The organism is Amycolatopsis sp. NPDC045836, assembly GCF_056431745.1.
This window is the reverse complement of record NZ_JBWKKF010000012.1, coordinates 73,786-93,329: the sequence shown is the minus strand read 5'-3', so window position 1 is coordinate 93,329 and position 19,544 is coordinate 73,786. Positions and strand designations below refer to the sequence as shown.

The 19,544-nt window shown below is 70.4% G+C and carries 20 protein-coding genes; 13 read left to right on the top strand and 7 right to left on the bottom strand.

The features are described 5' to 3' along the window. Positions 1 to 14: 14 nt before the first annotated feature. Positions 15 to 1,856 carry a VanW family protein gene (locus AC07EG_RS23395; protein ID WP_478255288.1) on the bottom strand — a complete coding sequence of 614 codons (1,842 nt, stop codon included), beginning with the start codon at positions 1,854 to 1,856 and terminating at the stop codon, positions 15 to 17. A 109-nt stretch (positions 1,857 to 1,965) separates the two neighbouring features. Between AC07EG_RS23395 and AC07EG_RS23390 the strand changes: the two genes are divergently transcribed. Beyond that, positions 1,966 to 2,976 (top strand): PHP domain-containing protein, encoded by a 1,011-nt coding sequence (locus AC07EG_RS23390; protein ID WP_478255287.1) that lies wholly within the window; start codon positions 1,966 to 1,968, stop codon positions 2,974 to 2,976. A gap of 125 nt (positions 2,977 to 3,101) precedes the next feature. Here AC07EG_RS23390 and AC07EG_RS23385 read toward each other — a convergent pair whose 3' ends face one another. The 3 genes from AC07EG_RS23385 to AC07EG_RS23375 are packed head-to-tail and all read right to left on the bottom strand — an operon-like array spanning position 3,102 to position 5,606. Continuing rightward, positions 3,102 to 3,689 carry a TetR/AcrR family transcriptional regulator gene (locus tag AC07EG_RS23385; RefSeq protein ID WP_478255286.1) on the bottom strand — a complete coding sequence of 196 codons (588 nt, stop codon included), beginning with the start codon at positions 3,687 to 3,689 and terminating at the stop codon, positions 3,102 to 3,104. Positions 3,690 to 3,724: 35 nt separating this feature from the next. Next, positions 3,725 to 4,891 carry a saccharopine dehydrogenase family protein gene (locus AC07EG_RS23380; RefSeq protein WP_478255285.1) on the bottom strand — a complete coding sequence of 389 codons (1,167 nt, stop codon included), beginning with the start codon at positions 4,889 to 4,891 and terminating at the stop codon, positions 3,725 to 3,727. A gap of 10 nt (positions 4,892 to 4,901) precedes the next feature. Beyond that, a complete protein-coding gene (locus AC07EG_RS23375; protein WP_478255284.1) occupies positions 4,902 to 5,606 on the bottom strand; it encodes a TetR/AcrR family transcriptional regulator in 705 nt (234 codons plus the stop codon). Between the two features lie 58 nt (positions 5,607 to 5,664). Between AC07EG_RS23375 and AC07EG_RS23370 the strand changes: the two genes are divergently transcribed. Next, positions 5,665 to 6,480: an SDR family NAD(P)-dependent oxidoreductase gene (locus AC07EG_RS23370; protein ID WP_478255283.1), complete on the top strand. Its 816-nt coding sequence runs from the start codon at positions 5,665 to 5,667 to the stop codon at positions 6,478 to 6,480. Positions 6,481 to 6,484: 4 nt separating this feature from the next. On the opposite strand, the gene AC07EG_RS23365 is transcribed toward AC07EG_RS23370, so the two are convergent. Beyond that, positions 6,485 to 6,745, bottom strand: a complete 261-nt coding sequence (locus AC07EG_RS23365; RefSeq protein ID WP_478255282.1) for a hypothetical protein — start codon at positions 6,743 to 6,745, stop codon at positions 6,485 to 6,487. 236 nt (positions 6,746 to 6,981) lie between these two features. On the opposite strand from AC07EG_RS23365, the gene AC07EG_RS23360 reads away from it, so the two are divergent. Genes AC07EG_RS23360 through AC07EG_RS23335 form a run of 6 tightly spaced genes read left to right on the top strand, consistent with a single transcriptional unit; the run spans position 6,982 to position 13,448 of the window. After that, positions 6,982 to 7,836, top strand: coding sequence for a fumarylacetoacetate hydrolase family protein (locus AC07EG_RS23360; protein ID WP_478255281.1), 855 nt, complete (start codon positions 6,982 to 6,984; stop codon positions 7,834 to 7,836). Next, positions 7,836 to 9,134 (top strand): enolase C-terminal domain-like protein, encoded by a 1,299-nt coding sequence (locus tag AC07EG_RS23355; RefSeq protein ID WP_478255280.1) that lies wholly within the window; start codon positions 7,836 to 7,838, stop codon positions 9,132 to 9,134. Before AC07EG_RS23360 ends, AC07EG_RS23355 begins: the two co-directional genes overlap by 1 nt. Next, positions 9,131 to 9,877, top strand: a complete 747-nt coding sequence (locus AC07EG_RS23350; protein WP_478255279.1) for an SDR family NAD(P)-dependent oxidoreductase — start codon at positions 9,131 to 9,133, stop codon at positions 9,875 to 9,877. Before AC07EG_RS23355 ends, AC07EG_RS23350 begins: the two co-directional genes overlap by 4 nt. Before the next feature lie 27 nt (positions 9,878 to 9,904). Next, positions 9,905 to 10,948, top strand: coding sequence for a sugar ABC transporter substrate-binding protein (locus AC07EG_RS23345; RefSeq protein ID WP_478255278.1), 1,044 nt, complete (start codon positions 9,905 to 9,907; stop codon positions 10,946 to 10,948). After that, on the top strand, positions 10,945 to 12,438 hold the full coding sequence (locus tag AC07EG_RS23340; RefSeq protein WP_478255277.1) for a sugar ABC transporter ATP-binding protein: 1,494 nt from the start codon (positions 10,945 to 10,947) through the stop codon (positions 12,436 to 12,438). Before AC07EG_RS23345 ends, AC07EG_RS23340 begins: the two co-directional genes overlap by 4 nt. Then, on the top strand, positions 12,435 to 13,448 hold the full coding sequence (locus tag AC07EG_RS23335; RefSeq protein ID WP_478255276.1) for an ABC transporter permease: 1,014 nt from the start codon (positions 12,435 to 12,437) through the stop codon (positions 13,446 to 13,448). Before AC07EG_RS23340 ends, AC07EG_RS23335 begins: the two co-directional genes overlap by 4 nt. A 7-nt stretch (positions 13,449 to 13,455) precedes the next feature. On the opposite strand, the gene AC07EG_RS23330 is transcribed toward AC07EG_RS23335, so the two are convergent. Beyond that, the gene (locus tag AC07EG_RS23330) at positions 13,456 to 14,148 is read right to left on the bottom strand and encodes a FadR/GntR family transcriptional regulator (protein WP_478255275.1); all 693 of its coding nucleotides are present in this window, start codon (positions 14,146 to 14,148) and stop codon (positions 13,456 to 13,458) included. Positions 14,149 to 14,226: 78 nt separating this feature from the next. Between AC07EG_RS23330 and AC07EG_RS23325 the strand changes: the two genes are divergently transcribed. Next, positions 14,227 to 15,195, top strand: coding sequence for an aldo/keto reductase (locus AC07EG_RS23325; protein ID WP_478255274.1), 969 nt, complete (start codon positions 14,227 to 14,229; stop codon positions 15,193 to 15,195). Between the two features lie 61 nt (positions 15,196 to 15,256). Further along, a complete protein-coding gene (locus tag AC07EG_RS23320) occupies positions 15,257 to 15,550 on the top strand; it encodes a WhiB family transcriptional regulator (RefSeq protein WP_113698167.1) in 294 nt (97 codons plus the stop codon). A 10-nt stretch (positions 15,551 to 15,560) separates the two neighbouring features. Here AC07EG_RS23320 and AC07EG_RS23315 read toward each other — a convergent pair whose 3' ends face one another. Further along, positions 15,561 to 15,980 carry an ANTAR domain-containing protein gene (locus AC07EG_RS23315; RefSeq protein ID WP_478255273.1) on the bottom strand — a complete coding sequence of 140 codons (420 nt, stop codon included), beginning with the start codon at positions 15,978 to 15,980 and terminating at the stop codon, positions 15,561 to 15,563. Between the two features lie 341 nt (positions 15,981 to 16,321). Between AC07EG_RS23315 and AC07EG_RS23310 the strand changes: the two genes are divergently transcribed. The 3 genes from AC07EG_RS23310 to AC07EG_RS23300 all read left to right on the top strand — a co-directional run bounded on the left by AC07EG_RS23310 (position 16,322) and on the right by AC07EG_RS23300 (position 19,540). Then, a complete protein-coding gene (locus tag AC07EG_RS23310) occupies positions 16,322 to 17,014 on the top strand; it encodes a LuxR C-terminal-related transcriptional regulator (RefSeq protein WP_478255272.1) in 693 nt (230 codons plus the stop codon). 1,450 nt (positions 17,015 to 18,464) lie between these two features. Beyond that, positions 18,465 to 18,995 (top strand): hypothetical protein, encoded by a 531-nt coding sequence (locus AC07EG_RS23305; RefSeq protein ID WP_478255271.1) that lies wholly within the window; start codon positions 18,465 to 18,467, stop codon positions 18,993 to 18,995. Positions 18,996 to 19,171: 176 nt separating this feature from the next. Next, positions 19,172 to 19,540, top strand: a complete 369-nt coding sequence (locus AC07EG_RS23300) for a hypothetical protein (RefSeq protein ID WP_478255270.1) — start codon at positions 19,172 to 19,174, stop codon at positions 19,538 to 19,540. Positions 19,541 to 19,544: the final 4 nt, after the last annotated feature.

Below are 19,544 nucleotides of genomic sequence, written 5' to 3'. Positions count from 1 at the left end.
TCGGCGCCGGAAGGTCAGCCGCCGGGGCAGACGATCTTCGGCTGCGGGTTGTACCGGACGTTCCGCGGCTCCCGCTTGACCTCACGGCCGGTGGCCGCGTCACGCAGGATGCGGGTGTCGCTGACGGTGAAGCCCTGCGCACCGGCGCTGGGCTGGCAGTTCTCCGCCGGCCCCTGCTTCTCCTGGGGCTCGGTGAAGTTGTGCCGCTCACCCGGCACCGACTCCACGTTGTACCGCTTCGTGCCCCACAGCTTCACCGTGATCGTCGACGGCGTCCAGATCGTCTGGATGGCCACCCCGGTCTGGCTGTCGTTGGTGAACTTCAGGTCGATCACGCTGCCACCGCTGTGGTTCTGGAACACGGTCGCCTCACGCGCCGGTGGGTACCGGCTGATGTAGTAGCTGTGCTCCTTGTGCCCCGCGTCCTTCATGCCCGCGAAGTAGTACGCGTTGTACAGCGTGGTGGCGAACTGCGAGATGCCACCGCCGACCTCGCGGCCGGGGGCGCCGTCGGAGATCACGCCCGCTTCGACGTAACCCTGGGCCTTGGTCCGCGGCCCGGTGAACCCGTTGAGGCTGAACGTGTCGCCCGGCTTGACGATGGCGCCGTTGACCTTTTCGGCGACCACGCGGATGTTCACGCCGGAATCCTGCGCGAAGCCCTTCGTGGTGAACTCGCCGATGACCTCGTTGATGCCGAGCTTGTTCGCTTCCTCGGTGGTCACCTTGGCGGGCTTGTTCTCGTAGACCGCCTTCACCTCGCGGCCGTCGGCGAGCTTGAGCACCTCCGGCAGCGGCACCAGGGTCGGGTCCCAGTTGATCTTCTTGCCGTCCTCGGACGGGTGCACGGCCGGCTTCCCGCCCTCGAAGACGATCTCCGCGTCGCGCCCCTCCTTCTCGGTGGAGGCGAGCTGCGGACCGGCGGCTTCGGCGATCTTCGCGTTGTCGATCTTGGGCACCAGCACGCCGCCGTCGACCACCTCGAAGGTCAGCGCCTCGGCGATCGCCTCCGGCGCCAGCTTCGCGTCCTTGCCCTCGCCCTTGACCACCACCGGTGCCGACACCGCGGGCTTGGCGAACTGCTCCAGCGCCGCGCGCACGCTCTCCGGGGTGGACCGCACCGGGGTCAGCGTCACCGGCAGCTCCAGCACCTCACCGGAGGCCCACTGCGACAGCAGCAGCTGGGACGCGCCGGGCACGTCCAGCGCCTGCCCCTGCTTCGGGTCCACCGGGACCGGCGTGGCGCCGTCGAAGGTGATGGTGCCCTCGGCCGGGGCGCGGTCGACCTCACCACGCAGCGCGTCCATCGCGGTGGCCAGCGTGGCCTGCTCGGCGTTGGTGGCCACCCCGGTCTCCCGGCTGGTGAAGAACGAGGCGATCCTGGCGAACGGGTTCAGCGGCTGCTCGCCCGCGCGGTCCAGGGTGGCTGGCCAGTCCAGGACCAGCCCGGTCTCACGGGGGTCGAGGGTCTGCTCGACGTCCCCGGCGCGCACCCGCACCGGCTGGTTCAGCCGCGGCTCGAGCTGCTGGCGCAGCTCCTGCTCGGCGCTCTCCCGGCTCATGCCGCCGACGTCCACGCCGGCCACGGTCACCCCGCGCGGCACGTCCCCGGAGTTGATCAGCAGGTCGGCGCCGTAGAGCACGACGAACGCGCCCAGCACCGCACCGGCGATCAGCCCGGCGCGCTTGACCTTGCGCTTGCGGTCGTCCGCGCCGGGTTCGTCCGGTTCGATCGGGTGGATGAAGGCAGTGCCGATCGCGTCGGTCTGCTCGGGGTCGACGAGCTTGCCGGAGACCGCGGGGAACACGTCGGTTTCCTCGGACCGGGAACCGGGCCACTGGCTGTCTGGCGGCAAGACTTCGCTCCTGTTCGGGGCTCGGGCGTCCTGACCAAGATACGGGGGGCCAATATCACGGCTTCGCCTCACCCTGGTGTGGGATGTGGGATCCGGCAGAATCAGCGGCATGGAACCGGCCAGCGCACTGCGTGACATCGCCTACGAACTGGAGAAGCGCGGTGAACCCACCTACCGGGTCCGCGCCTTCCGCAACGCGGCCGCGGTGGTGGACAAGCTCACCCCCGAGCGCCTCGCCGAGCTGGTGCGCACCGGCAGGCTGACCGGGCTCAAGGGCATCGGCAAGGCGACCGCGTCGGTGATCGAGGACGTGCTGGCCGGGAACGTGCCGGAGTACCTGCGCAAGGTCGAGGCCGAGGAGGCGCCGGAACTGCCGGACGGCGGGGAACTGCTGACCGCCCTGCGTGGTGACTGCCACACCCATTCGGACTGGTCGGACGGCGGCAGCCCGATCGAGGAGATGGCGCGGGCGGCGGCCGGGCTCGGGCACGAGTGGATGGTGCTCACCGACCACTCGCCCCGGCTGACCGTGGCGAACGGGCTGTCCGCGGAACGGCTGCGGCAGCAGCTGGTGGTGGTCGCCGAGCTGAACGAACGGCTGGCGCCGTTCCGGGTGCTGACCGGCATCGAGGTGGACATCCTGCTCGACGGCGCGCTCGACCAGGACGAAGACCTGCTGTGGGAGCTGGACTTCGTGGTCGCCAGCGTGCACTCGGAACTGCGGATGCCGCGCAAGGAGATGACCGCGCGGATGCTGGCGGCGGTGTCGAACCCGCGGGTCAACGTGCTCGGGCACTGCACCGGCCGCCGGGTCGCCGGGCGGCACCGGCCGGAGTCGGAGTTCGACGCGGAGAAGGTGTTCGAAGCCTGCCGGGAGCACGGGGTCGCGGTCGAGATCAACTCGCGCGTCGACCGGCTGGACCCGCCGAAACGCCTGCTCAAGCAGGCCGTCGAACTGGGCTGCGAGTTCGCCATCGACAGCGACGCGCACGCGCCGGGGCAACTGGCGTGGAAGGCGCACGGCTGCGCACGGGCACTGGAGTGCGGTGTCGGCGTCGACCAGGTCATCAACACCCGCACCGCAGATGACTTGCTCGCCTGGCGGAGCCCGCGGGGCTGACCACCTCGCTCAGAGGTCGCGCCGATCGCTGGACTGAGGTGCGCCAGGCCGCTCAGCGGTCTGGCGTGCCGAGGGAAGCGATCGGATCCGAGCGACCTCTGCGCCGTGCCGGAGGCGCGGCAGAATCACCGCCCGGCGAACAGGCGCATCACATCGGTGAGCACGCCGACCGGGATGCTCGGGTCGATGGCGCGCTGCACCCCGAGGCCGATGCCCAGGCTGAGCAGCGCGGTCGCGCAGTCCTCGGCCGGCATCGGCAGTTCGATGCCGTACTCGTCGGTGTGCGTCTTCAGCACACCGGTGATGGTGTCGCGGATGGCCTTGTCGCGGATCGCCAGTTCGTCACGCAGCCGCGGGTCCCGGCGCACGTTGGTGGCGAACTCCACCTCCAGCGCGGTCCACGCCTGGTCACCGATGCTGCGTTCCGCCCAGCCCTGGAACGCCTCGAACACCGCGTCCAGTTCGGTCACGCCCGCCAGCGAGGCCGACAGCTGCTCGGCCTGCTCGGCGTGGATCGCGTCCAGCACGGCCAGGCACAGCTCGTCCTTGTTGCGGAAGTTCGAGTAGACCGCGCCCTTGGAGTACCCGGCTTCGTCGGCCACCTTCTCCAGTGAGGTCGCCGTGTACCCCTCGCGCAGGAACAGGTCCTTCGCGCCGGCGATGAGCTGTTCACGGGTGCGGGCCTGGCTTTCCGCGCGGGTGAGTCGGGGCATGGGGTCAGCCTAAGCGGTCACCCCGGCTCACCGGCTCAACTCCGCACCACCCGGAACACGATCCCGGCGTCCACCAGCCGCTTCACCAGTGCGTCGCCCATCGCCACGGCGGTGGTGACCTGACCGGCGACCGGGGGCAGGTCGTCCAGCGCCAGGCACATCGCGGACTCGCCGAGCATCTTGGCGGTCTCGTCGTAACCGGGGTCACCACCGGCCACCTCGGTGACCACCCGGCGCCCGCCGCCGCTGCCGTGGAAGCGGACCTTGAACCACGACCGCGCCCGCTTCTCCTCGTCCGGCCCGCCACCCGGGTTCACCAGCCCGATCAGCGCCTTCCTGGCCGGCGGCAGCTGGGCCAGCGCGAACAGCACCCCCAGCCCCGCCGCCCCGGCCACCACCGTGGGCAGCCGTTTCACCGACATGAACTGGCGGTAGGTGAAGTCCGGGCCGTACTCGTCGAGCTCGGCCGCCGACCGGGCCACGATCTGCGGGTCGATGGTGGTCATCGGCACCGCCCAGCGCCCGCTCTCGGCGTCGCGGTGCGGAGTGCCGACCACGGTGCGCGCCCGCCGGTGGGAAGGCTGCTCCGCGGCCGCCCGCTGCTTCGCGATCTGCGCCATCTCGAACAACCGCGAGAACACCGTGATCGCCGAGGCGAAGGTGCCGCCGGAGAACGCCGCGCCCGCGCGGACGTACCCGCTGAGCTCGATCGGCGAATCCCGCGGCAGCTTCTGCACCGTGTAGAGCGCGCCGAGGTCGTAGGGGATCGAGTCGAACCCGCACGAGTGCACCAGCCGCGCCCCGGTTTCGCGGGCACGGCGGTCGTAGCGCAGGTACATGCGGTCGACGAACTCCGGCTCCCCGGTCAGGTCGGCGTACGCGGTGCCGTGCTCGGCACAGGCCGCGACCAGCGGTTCACCGTGGGTCAGGTACGGGCCGACGGTGGTGGCGACCACACGGCTGGCGGCGGCGACCGAGGCCAGCGACGCCGCGTCACCGATTTCGGCGTGCAGCAGCGGGAGATCGGCCCAGCGGGCGTCGATGGCGGCGAGCCGGTCGCGGATCGACTCCAGTTTCGCGCGGTTGCGCCCGGCGAGCGCGAGCCGGAACCCGGCCGGGGCGTGGCGCGCCAGGTATTCGGCGGTGAGCGCACCGGTGAAGCCGGTGGCGCCGAACAGGGTCACGTCGTGCTCGCGGTCCATCCGATCCCCTTCAGTCGTGGTCCGACAACAGCCGCAGGGTGCGCTCGCTGACCACCACCGGGCGGTCGGGGTCGAGCACGATGCCCTGGGTGCGCAGCGCGCCGTCGACCGCGCTCCACAGCAGCACGGTGAGGTACTCGGTCAGGCTCTCGCGGCTCATCGTGCGGCGGTCCAGCCACCAGTCGGTGGCCGCTTCGACCGCGCCGACGATGCCGTGCGCCCACACCTCGGCGCCACCGCTGTCCGCGTGACGGGCGCGCAGTTCGTCGGTGAAGATCGTGGCGATCACCGCCGCGAGCACCTTCTTGTCCTCGGCCACCGGGTCCGCGCCCTCGCCGAGGTCGAGGCGGCGGCGGGCGCCGAGGAAGCGGAAGACCTGCGGGTGCTCGTCGACCAGGCCGAGGTAGGCCGCCAGCGCCTGCCGGACGCGCCGGTGCGCGGGGGCGGGTGTGGTCAGCGCGGGCTCCAGGCGTTCCCAGAGCAGCCGCGAGGTGCGGTCCGCGATCGCGCCGAACAACTCGGCCTTGTCGGCGAAGTGCCGGTACAGCCGCGGTTTCGACACCCCGGCGGCCGCGGCGATCTCGGCCATGCCGACCCCGGGCCCGTGCTCGGCGAGCGCGGCGAAGGCGGCGTCGACGAATTGGGCGCGGCGGGCCACCCGGTGCGCCCGCCAGCGCTCCGATCGGCCGTCGACCCGGTTGACACCCTCCGGCATGACTTGGATAGTACTTCAGGTAACAGGTACCGGCAGTCCCACTAAAAAAGGGGGCCCCATGCGGCAGTTCGCCGGCAAGGTCGCGGTGCTCACCGGGGCCGGTTCCGGCATCGGCCGCGCGTTGGCGCTGAACCTGGCCGCCCGCGGCGCCCGGCTCGCCCTGTCCGATGTGGACACCGCGCGGGTGGCGGACACGGCGGCGTGGTGCGAGAAGGCCGGTGCCGAAGCCCGGTCCTACGAGCTCGACGTGGCCGACCGGGCGGCGGTGCTGGCGCACGCGGACGCGGTGCGAGCCGACTTCGGCCGGGTCAACCTGGTGGTGAACAATGCGGGCGTGGCGCTGATGTCCGACTTCGCCTCGATGCGCTGGGAGGACCTCGACTGGATCGTCGGGGTCAACTTCTGGGGCGTGGTGCACGGCAGCAAGGCGTTCCTGCCGCACCTGATCGACTCCGGCGACGGCTACCTGGTCAACATCTCCAGCGTGTTCGGCCTGATCGCGGTGCCGACGCAGTCGGCGTACAACGCGACGAAGTTCGCCGTGCGCGGGGTGACCGAGGCCCTGCGCCAGGAACTGCGCCTGGCCGGGCACCCGGTCGGGGTGAGCTGCGTGCACCCCGGTGGCATCAGGACGAACATCGCCCGTGATGCGCGCGGCATTCCGGACGGCGAGGTGGAACGCACCTCGAGGAACTTCGACCGCATCGCGGGCACCACCCCGGAAGCGGCCGCGCGCACCATCATCCGCGGCGTGGAACGCGAGCGGGCGAAGATCCTCGTGGGCGCGGACGCCCACGTGATCGACGCCCTGCCGCGGGTGCTGGGCTCCGCCTACCAGCGCATCGTCAGCGCGGTGGTCAAGCGGGCCGGCTGAGCGGTCAGCGCGGCTGGTTCACCCACAGCTCCCAGCGCGGCGGGTTGCCGATCGCGAAGCAGCGGAAGGTCAGCCCCGGCTTGCTCCACTGCAGTTGCTGCCCGGCCAGTTGGCAGGTGAACTCGTTGGGATAGGTGGAATCCCAGTTCGACGGGCTCATCGGCGCGAGCACCGGTGGTGTCTGCCCGGCCGAGGCCACCGGTGCGGTGGCGAACAGCCCGGCCACGGCCAGTGCGACGGCGCCTGCTCTCAGCATTCGGTTCATTTCGGTTTACCCCCAGTTGGTTGACCGGGCCGAAACTAGCGGTTGACGTGCCGGTCGGCCACCGGTTTGGCGTAATGCGGGCTTGTCCGGGCTCCCCTCCGCGTGCTGGAGTTGAGATGCTGATCTCGGACCCCGGCCACTGATCGGATCAATCTCCCAGCTCCACCCCTTCTTCTGCTGGATGTAGGCACTGTGATCCGGTATACATCGGATGTCTGCTCGAGGAAGGAAGACCAGTGCAGTTGCTGCGCCTCGGTGACCCCGGAGCCGAACGGCCCTGTGCCCGTTCGGCCGACGGCGGGCTCCACGACCTGAGCCCGCTGACCGCCGACATCGACGGCGCCTTCCTGGCAGCCGACGGCCCGGCCAGGGCCCGCGCCGCGCTCGACGCCGGCGAGCTGCCACCTGCCAGTGCGGCCGGGTTGCGCGTCGGCCCGCCCATCGCGCGGCCGGGCAAGGTGGTCTGCGTCGGGCTGAACTACCGCCGCCACGCCGAGGAGACCGGCGCGCCGATCCCCGGGGAACCGGTGCTGTTCATGAAGGCACCGGACGTGGTGGTGGGCCCCGGCGACCCGATCCTGATCCCGCGCGGGTCCACGGCCACCGACTGGGAGGTCGAACTGGGCGTGGTGATCGGCCGCACCGCGCGTTACCTGGACAGCCCGGCCGACGCCCTGGCGCACGTCGCGGGTTACACCATCTCCCACGACGTGACCGAGCGCGCCTACCAGTTCGAGCGCGGCGGCACCTGGGACAAGGGCAAGTCGTGCGAGAACTTCAACCCGCTCGGCCCGTGGCTGGTGCCCGCCGAGGAGGTGCCGGACCCGCAGGACCTCGAACTCTCGCTGTCGGTCAACGGGGTGGTGCACCAGCGGTCCACCACCGGGGACATGATCTTCACCGTCGCCGAGGTGGTGCACTACATCAGCCAGTTCATGGTGCTGCGGCCCGGCGACCTGATCAACACCGGCACCCCCGAGGGGGTGGCCATGGGGCAGCCGGACCCCAAGCCGTACCTGCGTCCGGGTGACGTGGTCGAGCTGGAGATCACCGGGCTGGGCAGGCAGTTGCAGCGCGTGGAGCCCGCCTGATGACCCGGATCACCGGGATGGAGGTGCTCGACGTCCGGTTCCCCACCTCGCGGGAACTGGACGGGTCGGACGCGATGAACCCGGACCCGGACTACTCGGCGGCCTACGTGGTGCTGCACACCGACGGCGGTCCCGACGGCTACGGCCTGACCTTCACCATCGGCCGCGGCAACGACGTGCAGGCGGCGGCGATCCAGGCACTGGAAGGCCACGTCGTCGGCCGGGCGGTGCCCGAGACCGCGAGCGAGCTGGCCGCGTTGTCCGCCACCCTGGTCGGGGATTCGCAGCTGCGCTGGCTGGGCCCGGAGAAGGGGGTGGCGCACATGGCCGTCGGCGCGGTGGTCAACGCCGCGTGGGACCTCGCCGCCCGCCGCGCCGGGCGGCCGCTGTGGAGGTTCCTGGCGGAACTGGCGCCCGAGGAGATCGCCGGGCTGGTCGACTACCGCTACCTCACCGACGCGCTGACCGAGCAGGAGGCGCTGGACCTGCTGCGGGCCGCCGAACCGGGCCGGGCCCAGCGCACCGAGCACCTGCTGGCCAACGGGTACCGCGCCTACACCACGTCACCGGGCTGGCTCGGTTACGCCGACGCGAAGCTCGTCCGGCTGGCCAGGCAGGCGGTGGCCGACGGCTTCGAGATGATCAAGCTGAAGGTCGGCGGGGACCTCGAGGACGACATCCGCCGGATGAAGCTGGCCAGGGCGGCCGTCGGGGACGAGGTCCGCATCGCCGTCGACGCGAACCAGCGGTGGGACGTCGGCACCGCCGTGCGGTGGATGGCCGCGCTGGCCCCGTTCGACCCGTACTGGATCGAGGAACCCACCTCCCCGGACGACGTGCTGGGGCACCGGGCCATCGCCGAGGCCATCGCGCCGATCCGGGTGGCCACCGGCGAGCACGTGCAGAACCGCGTGGTGTTCAAGCAACTGCTGCAGGCGGGGGCGATCTCGGTGCTGCAACTGGACGCGTGCCGGGTCGGCGGGGTCAACGAGAACGTGGCGATCCTGCTGCTGGCGGCCAAGTTCGGCATCCCGGTCTGCCCGCACGCCGGTGGGGTCGGGCTGTGCGAACTGGTCCGGCACCTGTCCATGTTCGACTACGTGGCGGTTTCCGGCACCGACGCCGACCGGTCCATCGAATGGGTGGACCACCTGCACGAGCACTTCACCGATCCGGCGACCGTGCACGCGGGGCGCTACCCGGCCCCGCGGGAACCGGGCTTTTCGGCGCGGATGCACGACGCCACGCTGCGGCGGTTCCGGTTCCCGGACGGTCCTGAGTGGACGGAGGGCGGATGAGCGAGTTCGACGGGCTGGTCGCGGTGGTCACCGGCGGTGCGTCCGGCATCGGCGCGGCGACCGCCACCACGCTGGCCGCACGCGGGGCGAAGGTGGCCGTGCTGGACCTGAACCCCGGACCGGACGGTTACCGGTGCGACGTCCGCGACGACGCGCAGGTGCGTGACGCGATCGAAGCGGTCGCCGAGCGGTACGGCGGCATCGACGTGCTGGTGAACAACGCCGGCATCGGCGCGCAGGGCGACGTCGCGGCCAACGACGACGAGGAATGGCACCGGGTGCTCGACGTCAACGTGGTCGGCATGGCGAGGGTGAGCCGGGCCGCGTTGCCCCACCTGCGCCGATCGGCCGCCGCGGCGATCGTCAACACCTGCTCGATCGCGGCCTGGCAGGGCCTGCCCGGGCGTGCGCTGTACTCGGCCAGCAAGGGCGCGGTGCTGGCGCTGACCCTGGCGATGGCCACCGACCACCTGCCCGATCGCATCCGGGTGAACTGCGTCTGCCCGGGTACCGCCGACACCCCGTGGGTGGGCAGGCTGCTCGACGCGGCAGCCGATCCGGCGGCCGAACGCGCCGCGCTCGAAGCCCGGCAGCCGACGGGCAGGCTGGTCACCGCCGACGAGGTCGCGCACGCCATCGCGCACCTGGCCAGTCCGGCGGCGGCCTCGACCACCGGCACGGCACTGGCCGTCGACGGTGGCATGCACGGCCTCCGGCCGAGGGGGCCGGTCCGGAATCCCTAGCCCTGCCGGCAGCAAGGAGGAGAAGCGGTGCGGAACAAGGTGTGCAAGGCCGCCGCGGCGGCCGCGGTGCTCACGCTGGCCCTCAGCGCCTGCGGTTCCACCAGGGACTCGGCCGCCCCGGCCCCGGGCGGCGGTTCGCCCGGCGGGCCGGTCGGCGCGACCGTGCCGCTGCTGACCTCGCCGTTCTGGCAGGCCTACAACAACTACGTGCCGCAGATGGCGAGCACCGAGGGCGTCGAAGCACTGCCGACGGTCAACGCCAACAGCGATCCGGCCAAGCTGATCACCGACCTGAACAACCTGCTCAACCAGGGGGTCAAGGGGCTGGTGGTGACCCCGCTGGACTCGGCGGCCGTGGTCGCCGGGCTGGAGCAGGCCGAACGCCGGGGCGTGCCGGTGGTCGCGGTGGACGTGGCGCCCGAAGGCGGCAAGGTGGCCATCGTGGTCCGCGCGGACAACAGGGCGTACGGCGTCAAGGCGTGCGAGCACATCGGCGGCAAGGTCAAGGAGGGCAAGGTCGTCCAGATCATGGGGGACCTCGCGTCGGTGAACGGGCGGGAACGCTCGGAGGCCTTCCGCGACTGCGTGAAGAGCAGGTTCCCGGCGTTGCAGGTGCTGGAGGTCCCGGCGGAGTGGAAGGCCGACAAGGCCGCGTCCGGACTGGAGGGCGTGCTCACCTCGAACCCCGACGTCAAGGCGGTGTACATGCAGGCGGGCGGGGTCTACCTGGCGCCGACCGTGCAGGCGTTGCAGCGCAAGAACCTCTTCTTCCCGGTCGGCGACCCGAAGCACGTGGTGCTGGTCAGCAACGACGGCATTCCCCAGGAGCTGGAGGCGATCCGCCGGGGTGAGCTGGACGCCACCGTCTCCCAGCCCGCCGACGACTACGCCAAGTACGGCCTGCACTACGTCAGACGGGCGATGGCCGGTGAGGTGTTCCAGCCGGGGCCGACCGACCACGGCAGCACCGTGGTGGAAACCCGGCCCGGCATGCTCGAGGACCAGCTGCCCGCCCCCGTGGTGACCGGGGACAACGTCGACGACCCCGGGCTCTGGGGCAACCAGCTGTGAGCGCCCCGGTGGCCGGCGCGCTGGGCGTCGGCAAGCGCTACGGGCCGACGACCGCGCTGCACGAGGTCAGCCTGACCGTCCGGCCGGGGGAGTCCCACGCGCTGGTCGGGCGCAACGGCGCCGGCAAGTCGACGCTGGTCTCGCTGCTCACCGGACTGTCCAAACCGGACACCGGCCGGGTGGAGTTCGGCGGCCGCCCGGCTCCGCCGCTGGCCGACCGCGAGGCGTGGCGGGCCCGGGTGGCGTGCGTCTACCAGCACTCCACGGTCATCCCGCAGCTGAGCGTGGCGGAGAACCTGTTCCTCAACCGGCAGCCGGCCGGGCGGTTCGGCATCAGCTGGCCGAAGCTGCGCCGGCAGGCCGCCGAACTGCTGGAGTCGTGGCGGGTGTCGGTGGACCCCGACCTGACCGCGGGCGAACTGTCCGTGGAGGACCGGCAGCTGGTGGAGATCGCCCGCGCGTTGTCCTACGGCGCCCGGTTCATCGTGCTCGACGAACCCACCGCGCAGCTGGACAGCCAGGCGATCGACCGGTTGTTCACCCGGATGCGCGAACTGCAGGACGGCGGGGTGACCTTCCTGTTCATCTCGCACCACCTGCCGGAGGTGCACGAGGTCTGCCAGGCGGTGACCGTGCTGCGTGACGCCCGGCACGTGCTGACCGCACCGGTCGACCAGCTCAGCCGCGCCGACCTGGTCGACGCGATGACCGGCGAGGAGGGCGGCCTGTCGGTGGCCGACGCTGCCGCACGCGATCCGCTGCCCGAAGGCACCGAAGCGGTGCTGGAGGTCGACGGCCTCTCCGGTGATTCCTTCGAAGACGTGTCGTTCGGCGTGCGCCGCGGGGAAGTGGTCGGCCTGGCCGGCAGCAACGCCAGCGGCAAGCACCAGGTCGCCGAGACCATCTACGGCCTGCGCGTGCCCACCGCCGGTTCGGTGCGGGTGGCCGGGCGGCCGCTGCCCGCCGGGGACGTCGCCGCCGCGCTGGCCGCCGGGATCGGCTGCGTGCCGAGGGACCGGCACCACCAGGGCCTGGTGCTCGGGCTGTCCGTTTCGGACAACGCGACGATGACCGTGCTGGACCGCCTCGGCCGCGCGGGCACCGCCCCGCCGGACGCGCGCCGGGCGGTGACCGAACGGGCCGTCGCCGAATTCGGCGTGGTGGCCGCCGGCCCGGACCAGCCGGTGGCCGACCTGTCCGGCGGCAACCAGCAGAAGGTGGTGCTGGCCAGGGCGATGGCCACCGATCCGGACCTGCTGGTGCTGATCGACCCGACCGCCGGGGTGGACGTGAAGTCGAAGGAGGCCCTGCTCGCCGTGGTCGACCGGGTGCGGGCGGCGGGCAAGGCGGTGCTGGTGGTCAGCGACGAACTGGACGACCTGCGGCCCGCCGACCGGGTGCTGGTCGTCCGGGCCGGGCGGCTGGTGGCCGAGCACCGGGCGGGCTGGTCGGACGGTGAGCTGGTGGCCGAGATCGAGGGGGTGCGATGACCGGCACGGCGACCGGGCGGGCGGGCACCGCGGTGACCGCGCCGCGGCGACGGCAGCTGCCGCGACTGCGTGAACTGGCCCTGCTGCCCGCGCTCGCCGCGCTGCTGGTGGTCGGCGGCCTGGTCAACGACCGCTTCCTCACCGCGGACAACCTGATCAGCATCCTCGGCGCGTCGGCCGCGCTGGCACTGGTGGTGCTCGGCGAATCGCTGGTGCTGATCTCCGGCAAGTTCGACCTGTCGCTGGAATCGACCGTCGGCATCGCGCCGGTGCTCGGCGCCATGCTGGTGCTCCCGGCGGTGTCCGCCGGCTTCGGCACCGAACTGCCGACGGCGCCGGGCTTGCTGGTGATCGTGCTGGTCGGCGCGGCCATCGGGGCGGTCAACGGCTTCCTGATCGTGAAACTGCAGCTCAACGCGTTCATCGTGACGCTGGCGATGCTGATCGTGCTGCGTGGCCTGCTGGTCGGGCTGACCGAGGGCAAGACGCTCTTCGAGATGCCGGACGCCTTCTTCGCGCTGGCCACCGAGACCTTCCTCGGCCTGCCCGCGTCGGTGTGGCTGGCGGCCGCCGCGTACGCGATCAGCGGTTTTGTCCTGCGCTACCACCGCGTCGGCCGGTCGCTGTACGCGATCGGGGGCAACCGCGAGGCCGCACGGGCCGCGGGCATCCGGGTCGAGCGGATCTCCTGGCTGGTCTTCGTGGTGGCCGGGGTGCTGGCCTCCCTAGGCGGCCTGGTGATGACGGGTTACGTCGGCGCGATCAACGCCAACCAGGGCGACGGCATGATCTTCACCGTGTTCGCCGCCGCGGTGATCGGCGGCATCTCGCTCGACGGCGGGCGCGGCACCATGTTCGGCGCGCTCACCGGCGTGCTGCTGCTCGCGGTGGTGGAGAACCTGCTGACGCTGGCCCAGGTGCCCTCGTTCTGGATCCAGGCGCTCTACGGCGGCATCATCCTCGTCGCGCTGATGATCGCGCGGTTCACCGGCGGGAAACCGCAGACGTGAGGCGGGCTCAGGCGGGGTGCTCGGCGGTGCCCAGGGCGTTGCGCAGCCACTGCTCCACCCCGGCCACGTGCACGGTGGCCCACGACCGCGCGAGTTCCGGCTCGCGGGCGGCGATGGCTTCGTAGATGGCGGCGTGCTGCTCCCTGGTCTTGGCGACCGCGCCCTCCTGGGTGAGGCCCCGCCAGATGCGGGCGCGGGTGGTCGGCCCGGACAGGCTGTCCAGCAGCGAGCACAGCACCGGGTTGCCGGAGCCCTCGGCGATCCGGCGGTGGAAGGCGAGGTCGTTGGCCACCAGCGCTTCCACCGTCGGCGCGTCGTCCAGTTCGCCGAGGAGCCGGCGCAGTTCGGCGAGGTCGGCCCCGGACATGTGCTGCGCGGCCAGCGCGGTCGCGGCCGGTTCCAGGATCCGGCGCACGGCGAGGAAGTCGAGCACGGTGTCGTCGCGGTGGAAGTCCACGACGAAGGTCATCGCGTCCAGCAGCAGCTTCGGTTCGAGGCTGGTCACGTACGTGCCGTCGCCCTGGCGGACGTCGAGCACCCGGATCAGGCACAGCGCCTTGACCGCCTCCCGCAGCGAACTGCGGGAGAGGCCGAGCCGCTGGGCCAGCTCGGCTTCCCTGGGCAGCCGGTCGCCGGGGGCCAGCTCACCGGCGATGATCATGCCCTTGATCTTGTCGATGGCTTCGTCGGTGACCGGCATCTCGCGCCCCTCGCCTTCGCCCAGACCTCGGATGTTTCCGCGTGCGCTGCCCAGATTAGCCACGGAAGGAGCCGGTAGATGCCGCTGACCCGCCTGGGAGCCTGGGGGCTCGGGTGCGCCCAGCTCGGCAACCTCTACACCGCGATGACCGACGAGAACGCCGTCGCCACCGTCGAACGGGCGTGGCAGGAGGGCGTCCGCTACTTCGACACCGCCCCGCACTACGGCCTCGGCTTGTCGGAACGACGCCTCGGGGCCGCGCTCGCGGCGTACCCCCGGGACGGGTACGTGGTGTCGACGAAGGTCGGCCGCCTGCTCGAACCCGATCCCGCCGGTGCCGGTCGCCGCGACGACCAGGGCTTCGACGTGCCCGCCGCGTACCGCCGGGTCTGGGACTTCAGCCGTGACGGTGTGCTGCGGTCGCTGGAGGAGAGCCTGCGGCGGTTGTGCCTCGATCGGGTGGACATCGTGTACGTGCACGACCCCGACGCGCATTTCGCGGCGGCGCTCGACGGCGCGCTGCCCGCGTTGCTCGAACTGCGGGACCAGGGGGTGATCGGCGCGGTCGGCGTCGGGATGAACCAGGCGGCGATGCCCGCCGAGTTCGTCCGCCGGTCCGATCTCGACGTGGTGCTGATCGCCGGCCGGTACACCCTGCTCGACCAGTCCGCGCTGGACGAACTGCTGCCGCTGTGCCGGCGGCGCGGGGTGGCGGTGGTGGCCGCCGGGGTGTTCAACGGCGGCATCCTCGCGACGCCGTCACCGGGCACGATGTACGACTACGCGGAGGCCCCGCCGGAGCTGGTCGCGCGGGCCACGCGGATCGCCGGGGTGTGCGCCGCCCACGGGGTGGAACTACCGCGGGCGGCGATCGCGCTGGCCGCCGGGCACCCCGCGGTGACCTCGGTGCTGCTCGGCGCGCAATCCCCCGCGCAGGTCAGCGCCAACCTCACGCGGGCACGCCTGCCGGTGCCCTCCGCCGTCTGGGCCGGCCTGGCCGGTGCGGGCCTGCTCCGGGCGGAGGCGGTGTCCGCGGCCGAGGTGTAGCAATCGGGGGAAGTGGGTAACACCGCGTCAGCGACCCAGCTTGATGGCGGAGGTGATCTTCATGGCGGACACGTCTCGGCTCCCCGAGCCCGTCGCGGAGACTTGGGAGTGGCAGCGCAAGGGGAATTGCCGGAACTTCGACAGCTCGATGTTCTTCCACCCGGACGGCGAGCGCGGCTTCGCGCGCGCCGACCGGGTGGCCAGGGCGAAACAGATCTGTCAGAGCTGCCCGGTGATCGTGGAGTGCCGGCACCACGCGCTGACGGTGGAGGAACCGTTCGGCGTGTGGGGCGGGCTCGACGAGAGCGAACGCCGCGAGGCGATCGCACGGCGGCGCCAGCTCCCCGTGGCGTGACCGCCGCGGGTCACTCCAGCGCCGCCGCCAGCACGGTGTAGGGCGGGATCCAGCCCCGGGCGAGCAGGAGTTCGTGCAGCTCCGCCAGCGCCTCCGGGGAACCGTCGGCCAGCTTTCGAGCCACCACCACGAGAGCTGCATCCAGATGGCCGGCCCCGGATCCCGCCTCTTCCGTGCCCTCGTTCGGCGCGGCTTGCCGCAGCAACGCCTCGAGCTGGTGCGTTTCGGCCTTGGCGGCGAGCTGGACCAGCATGTCGGCCACCCGGTGCAGTTTGACGTTGTGCTGCTGCGACAACCGGATCAGCAGGCGGAAGGCCTCCTGGGGGGTGCAGCGGTGGGCGACGACGAGCACGCCCATCGCCTGTTCGATGGTGGCGCGGCTGCGCAGGGCGCGGCGGAGCCCGTCGAGTTCCGCCTGTAGTTCTTTCACCCGGCGCTGCAGGTCCTCGGCGCCTGGTTCGTCAGTGGCTACCACCTCGCGGTGCCCGCCCGGACTCAGCGCGCGCGCGGAAGTCGGCGGTGCGGTGTTTCGGGCATGAGTTGTCTCCCCTCGGTCGGCAGGCGTGCGGACGCGGGGTGACGTGGCAGGCGGAATCCAGCGGCAGCACGGCACGCAGCGTCTCGCTGCGGCTGCTTGCTCAACCGCTTGCCGGTCCACTTTAAAGATCCCCGCGCCCGCCCCCCGATTCGGGGTCCGGCCAGGCGGACTAGTCCGTGATTCTCGTGCAACTGGATGAGGACAATCACGCGGTGGTGTCGCAGGGTGTTCGGGTGAATCCGGTGCGTGCCTTTCTCGTCGATGATCAGGAGCTGCTGGCGGAGGCGCTGGCGGCCAAACTGTCCGCCGTCGGCGGCTTGCTGGTGGTGGGCCGCAGCTCGACCTCGGACCCCGGCCTGGCCGACGCCGTGGCCAGGGCCCGGCCGCACGTGATCACCGTCGACATCCAGCCCGTCGGCCCGGCCACCGCCAACCTGCTCGGCCGCCTCGGCGCCGCGGCCCCGGACGCCCGCATCGTGGTCCTGACCGGCAGCCACGACCCGGTGCAGGCCGTCATCGCCGCCCGCTGGGGCGCCACGGCCTGGGTCGGCAAGGACAGTTCGACCGAGCACCTGGTCGCCGTGCTGCACGGGGTGTGCGCCGGGAAGGCGTACTTCTCCCCGGACCTGCTGGGCTTCGTGCTGGCCGAGCTGCGGGCGGACGTGCAGCGGGTGCGGGACTCGAACGGGCCGCTGGACGTGCTGTCGGCGCGGGAGCGGGATGTGCTGCTGGGCATCGTGGAGGGGAAGCGGGGGAGCCAGATCGCCGCGGAGCTGTTCCTCTCGGTCAACACGGTGCGGACGCACACGCACAACATCTTCAGCAAGCTGAAGGTGCACAGCCGGCTGGAAGCCGCGAGCCTGGCGCGGGCGGCTGGTATGCAACCGCGCATCCATTCGGGCCTGCGGAAGGGGCCGGTGCAGTGAAAGCCGCCTGATAGCGTGTCGACCTCGTCCGCTGTCTGAAACGCGGGACCTGCGCGGAATCGACGCTTTCGAACTCCTTCATCGAAGTCGCGGCCAAGGCCCGCGCGATGATCTCGGTGACCATGGGAACGCGGGGAAGCGCGGAAAATGCTTGCGCCGAGACCGGTTCGATCACATTGGCAATTGAGCTACAACCTTGACGCGTCCGAAACCCAGTATTCGATGGTCTTGACGATCGGTATGGCACTGACTTCGTGTACCGGCGGGGAGGCCGGGAGCATTGTTGACCGTGGTACTCGGATCGAACCGGCCTGCGAATTGGCCGGATCGACTGCAGTGCTTGTCTGAGTCCCGGCTGCCGGAGCGGGGGTAGCCCAAGATGATGGCATCAAGCGCTGCTGGCCGTCGACGTGCGACCTGATCGACCGAAGCCGCTACAGCCAGGTCGAACTTCGAGACCGGCGGGTGCTGAAGGGTTTTCGGTAATATGAAGGCTGGCGTCCTCTTGGGCGAGGCGCTCCGAGGTCGGGGCTTCAGCGCTGAAGGAGCGTCGATCACGGCGAGCCAAACATTGAAGCCGGGCTTGACGGTCCGGTCGGACCCGGGTGGCCAGTAGAGGGTTGAGAACTTCGCGGGGAACCCGAGTCGGATGCACACCGGCCACGTTCTGGGACGAATCCATCGACCGATGAAGCGACGCGGAGTGCGTCGGAAACCTGAACAGGGATGTAAGTGTACTGGGATAATCGGATGGATGCTAGGAAGTTGCTTTCGGTCGCCGCCCTCGTTGATGTCAATCTGCTCGCTTCATGTGCTCCGAAGTAATCCGGGCAAGTTGCACTGTCCGCGTCGAGCATCGATAATACCAATGCGAGCGTGTTCGGCGGCGTCGAGGAATGCTTCGTGCTCGACAACGCGCTGGCTGGTGATGGCTTCTCGCCCGCGAGATGTTCGCGTTGACCCGGTCAAGCTGTGAACCGGCGAGATGGGTGGTCGTCGATCGCTTATGAACAAAGGACCTTTTTGCGCGCGATGGACGGTAGTTAACGTGAGACCGGTGCCATGCCACCTTCAGTGCATCGACGTCTGGGTGGCCGGTTTGGTGTGCCAGTGGCTGAGCCGTCGGTGGTGGCCGAGGCGCCGGCGCCATCAGTGGTAAGGCGCTACCGGCTGAGACACGAGGTGTGGTGCCTGCCGGTGACCGCCGAACGGACGTAGGAGCGCCCTGACTGAGGTGGGACGGTGCGCCATCGAGGCCCGATCGTGCACCGGAGCAGTGATGTCTGTGACCCCTGACCGGGTGAAAGCTCGCTGAACAGGGCTTTCCTGCTCGTGGGAAGAGGCGGGAGTTCCCCGGAACGCTCCCTTCACTCCGGCATGACTGCTAGCGTGTTGGGCTGAACACGAGCGGTCGCCGGGGGACGGGCATCAGGGAGGGGTAGGCGCGGTCATGACCAGTGGTGCGAACTTCGACACTCAGTCGGAAGCGGAGAAGCAGGGCGGCGCGCCACCCTCACCTCCCGCTGCTGGAGACGCGGGCAACAACTTCCTGAGCGACATGCTCAGCACTCTCGATCCGATGGACACCGAGTCGGTGAAGCAGTTCAGCGTGGACGCGCAGAAGATCAAGGAACTCGCGTCAGCAGGCCCGGGCGGCGGGGGCTTCGCAATCGATCCTGATGCCGGACAGAAGTATCTCGACGCAATCAAGCGATTCGTTGACGAGGCGTGGCCAGATCTGGATGCCGAAGCCCAGAGTCTGAAGGATCATCCTTCCCTGGGAACGGGTAAATACGCTATTGAGGTCGCTGCTCATGATGTCAAGGTCATGAATGAAGGCGATGAAGCTTTGTTGCCGAACATGGTTCTGCTGGTCGGTGGGCTCAATGACCTCCGGTCGGCCATAGATACCGCAATGCGGTCGTACCGGGCTGAGGATGAAGCTCACAGGTTGACGTTCGAATCGGTAGGTGTTGAGTGAGGTCCTTTAGGACAGTGGCTTCTCTCGCGGCCCTCATGGCCGTATTCGCAGCAGCTGCGTGCACTGCGGATGAGCCTGGGAGCCCGCTGCCCCAGGAGTCGGCGGCGATAACTGAGCCGTCGAAGTCACCAAGTGGTGACGCTCGCGGTATTTTCGGTGAACTGAAGGCTTGTGACGTGCTCGATGAAGCCTTGAAAGGACAAGGCTTTCCTCCTGGTCGCGTTTCGAATGCGGGCAGCAACAACGGATGCCAGGCAGGGAAAACGGGCATGGCGGCGCGGGTCGACCTTGACGACCTGCAGGGGATTGATCAGCTCGTCGGGGATCCCAGTCTGATCTATGAAGGTGATGTCAAAGGTCGTAAGGCCAAGCTGCGAAAAGATCCTGACAACGGCACCATCGGTTGCTCTGTTGCCATGGCGGTCGCGCCGAAAGCCCGGGCGATTGTCCGCATCAGCTTTGGTTCGAGCGGTACTGTTGACGAGGCGTGTGAACAGGCCAAATTGGTCGCCGCAGCGGTAGAGCCACAATTGCCCAAGGCGTAGCGGA

Bases quoted from the DNA above. Each gene is read 5' to 3' on its own strand.
- AC07EG_RS23385 (WP_478255286.1), bottom strand. From the start codon at position 3,689: ATGCCCCGACTCACCCGCGCGGAAAGCCAGGCCCGCACCCGTGAACAG.
- AC07EG_RS23335 (WP_478255276.1), top strand. From the start codon at position 12,435: ATGACCGGCACGGCGACCGGGCGGGCGGGCACCGCGGTGACCGCGCCG.
- AC07EG_RS23365 (WP_478255282.1), bottom strand. From the start codon at position 6,745: ATGAACCGAATGCTGAGAGCAGGCGCCGTCGCACTGGCCGTGGCCGGG.
- AC07EG_RS23325 (WP_478255274.1), top strand. From the start codon at position 14,227: ATGCCGCTGACCCGCCTGGGAGCCTGGGGGCTCGGGTGCGCCCAGCTC.
- AC07EG_RS23375 (WP_478255284.1), bottom strand. From the start codon at position 5,606: ATGCCGGAGGGTGTCAACCGGGTCGACGGCCGATCGGAGCGCTGGCGG.
- AC07EG_RS23320 (WP_113698167.1), top strand. From the start codon at position 15,257: ATGGCGGACACGTCTCGGCTCCCCGAGCCCGTCGCGGAGACTTGGGAG.
- AC07EG_RS23370 (WP_478255283.1), top strand. From the start codon at position 5,665: ATGCGGCAGTTCGCCGGCAAGGTCGCGGTGCTCACCGGGGCCGGTTCC.
- AC07EG_RS23355 (WP_478255280.1), top strand. From the start codon at position 7,836: ATGACCCGGATCACCGGGATGGAGGTGCTCGACGTCCGGTTCCCCACC.
- AC07EG_RS23380 (WP_478255285.1), bottom strand. From the start codon at position 4,891: ATGGACCGCGAGCACGACGTGACCCTGTTCGGCGCCACCGGCTTCACC.
- AC07EG_RS23305 (WP_478255271.1), top strand. From the start codon at position 18,465: ATGACCAGTGGTGCGAACTTCGACACTCAGTCGGAAGCGGAGAAGCAG.
- AC07EG_RS23350 (WP_478255279.1), top strand. From the start codon at position 9,131: ATGAGCGAGTTCGACGGGCTGGTCGCGGTGGTCACCGGCGGTGCGTCC.
- AC07EG_RS23390 (WP_478255287.1), top strand. From the start codon at position 1,966: ATGGAACCGGCCAGCGCACTGCGTGACATCGCCTACGAACTGGAGAAG.
- AC07EG_RS23330 (WP_478255275.1), bottom strand. From the start codon at position 14,148: ATGCCGGTCACCGACGAAGCCATCGACAAGATCAAGGGCATGATCATC.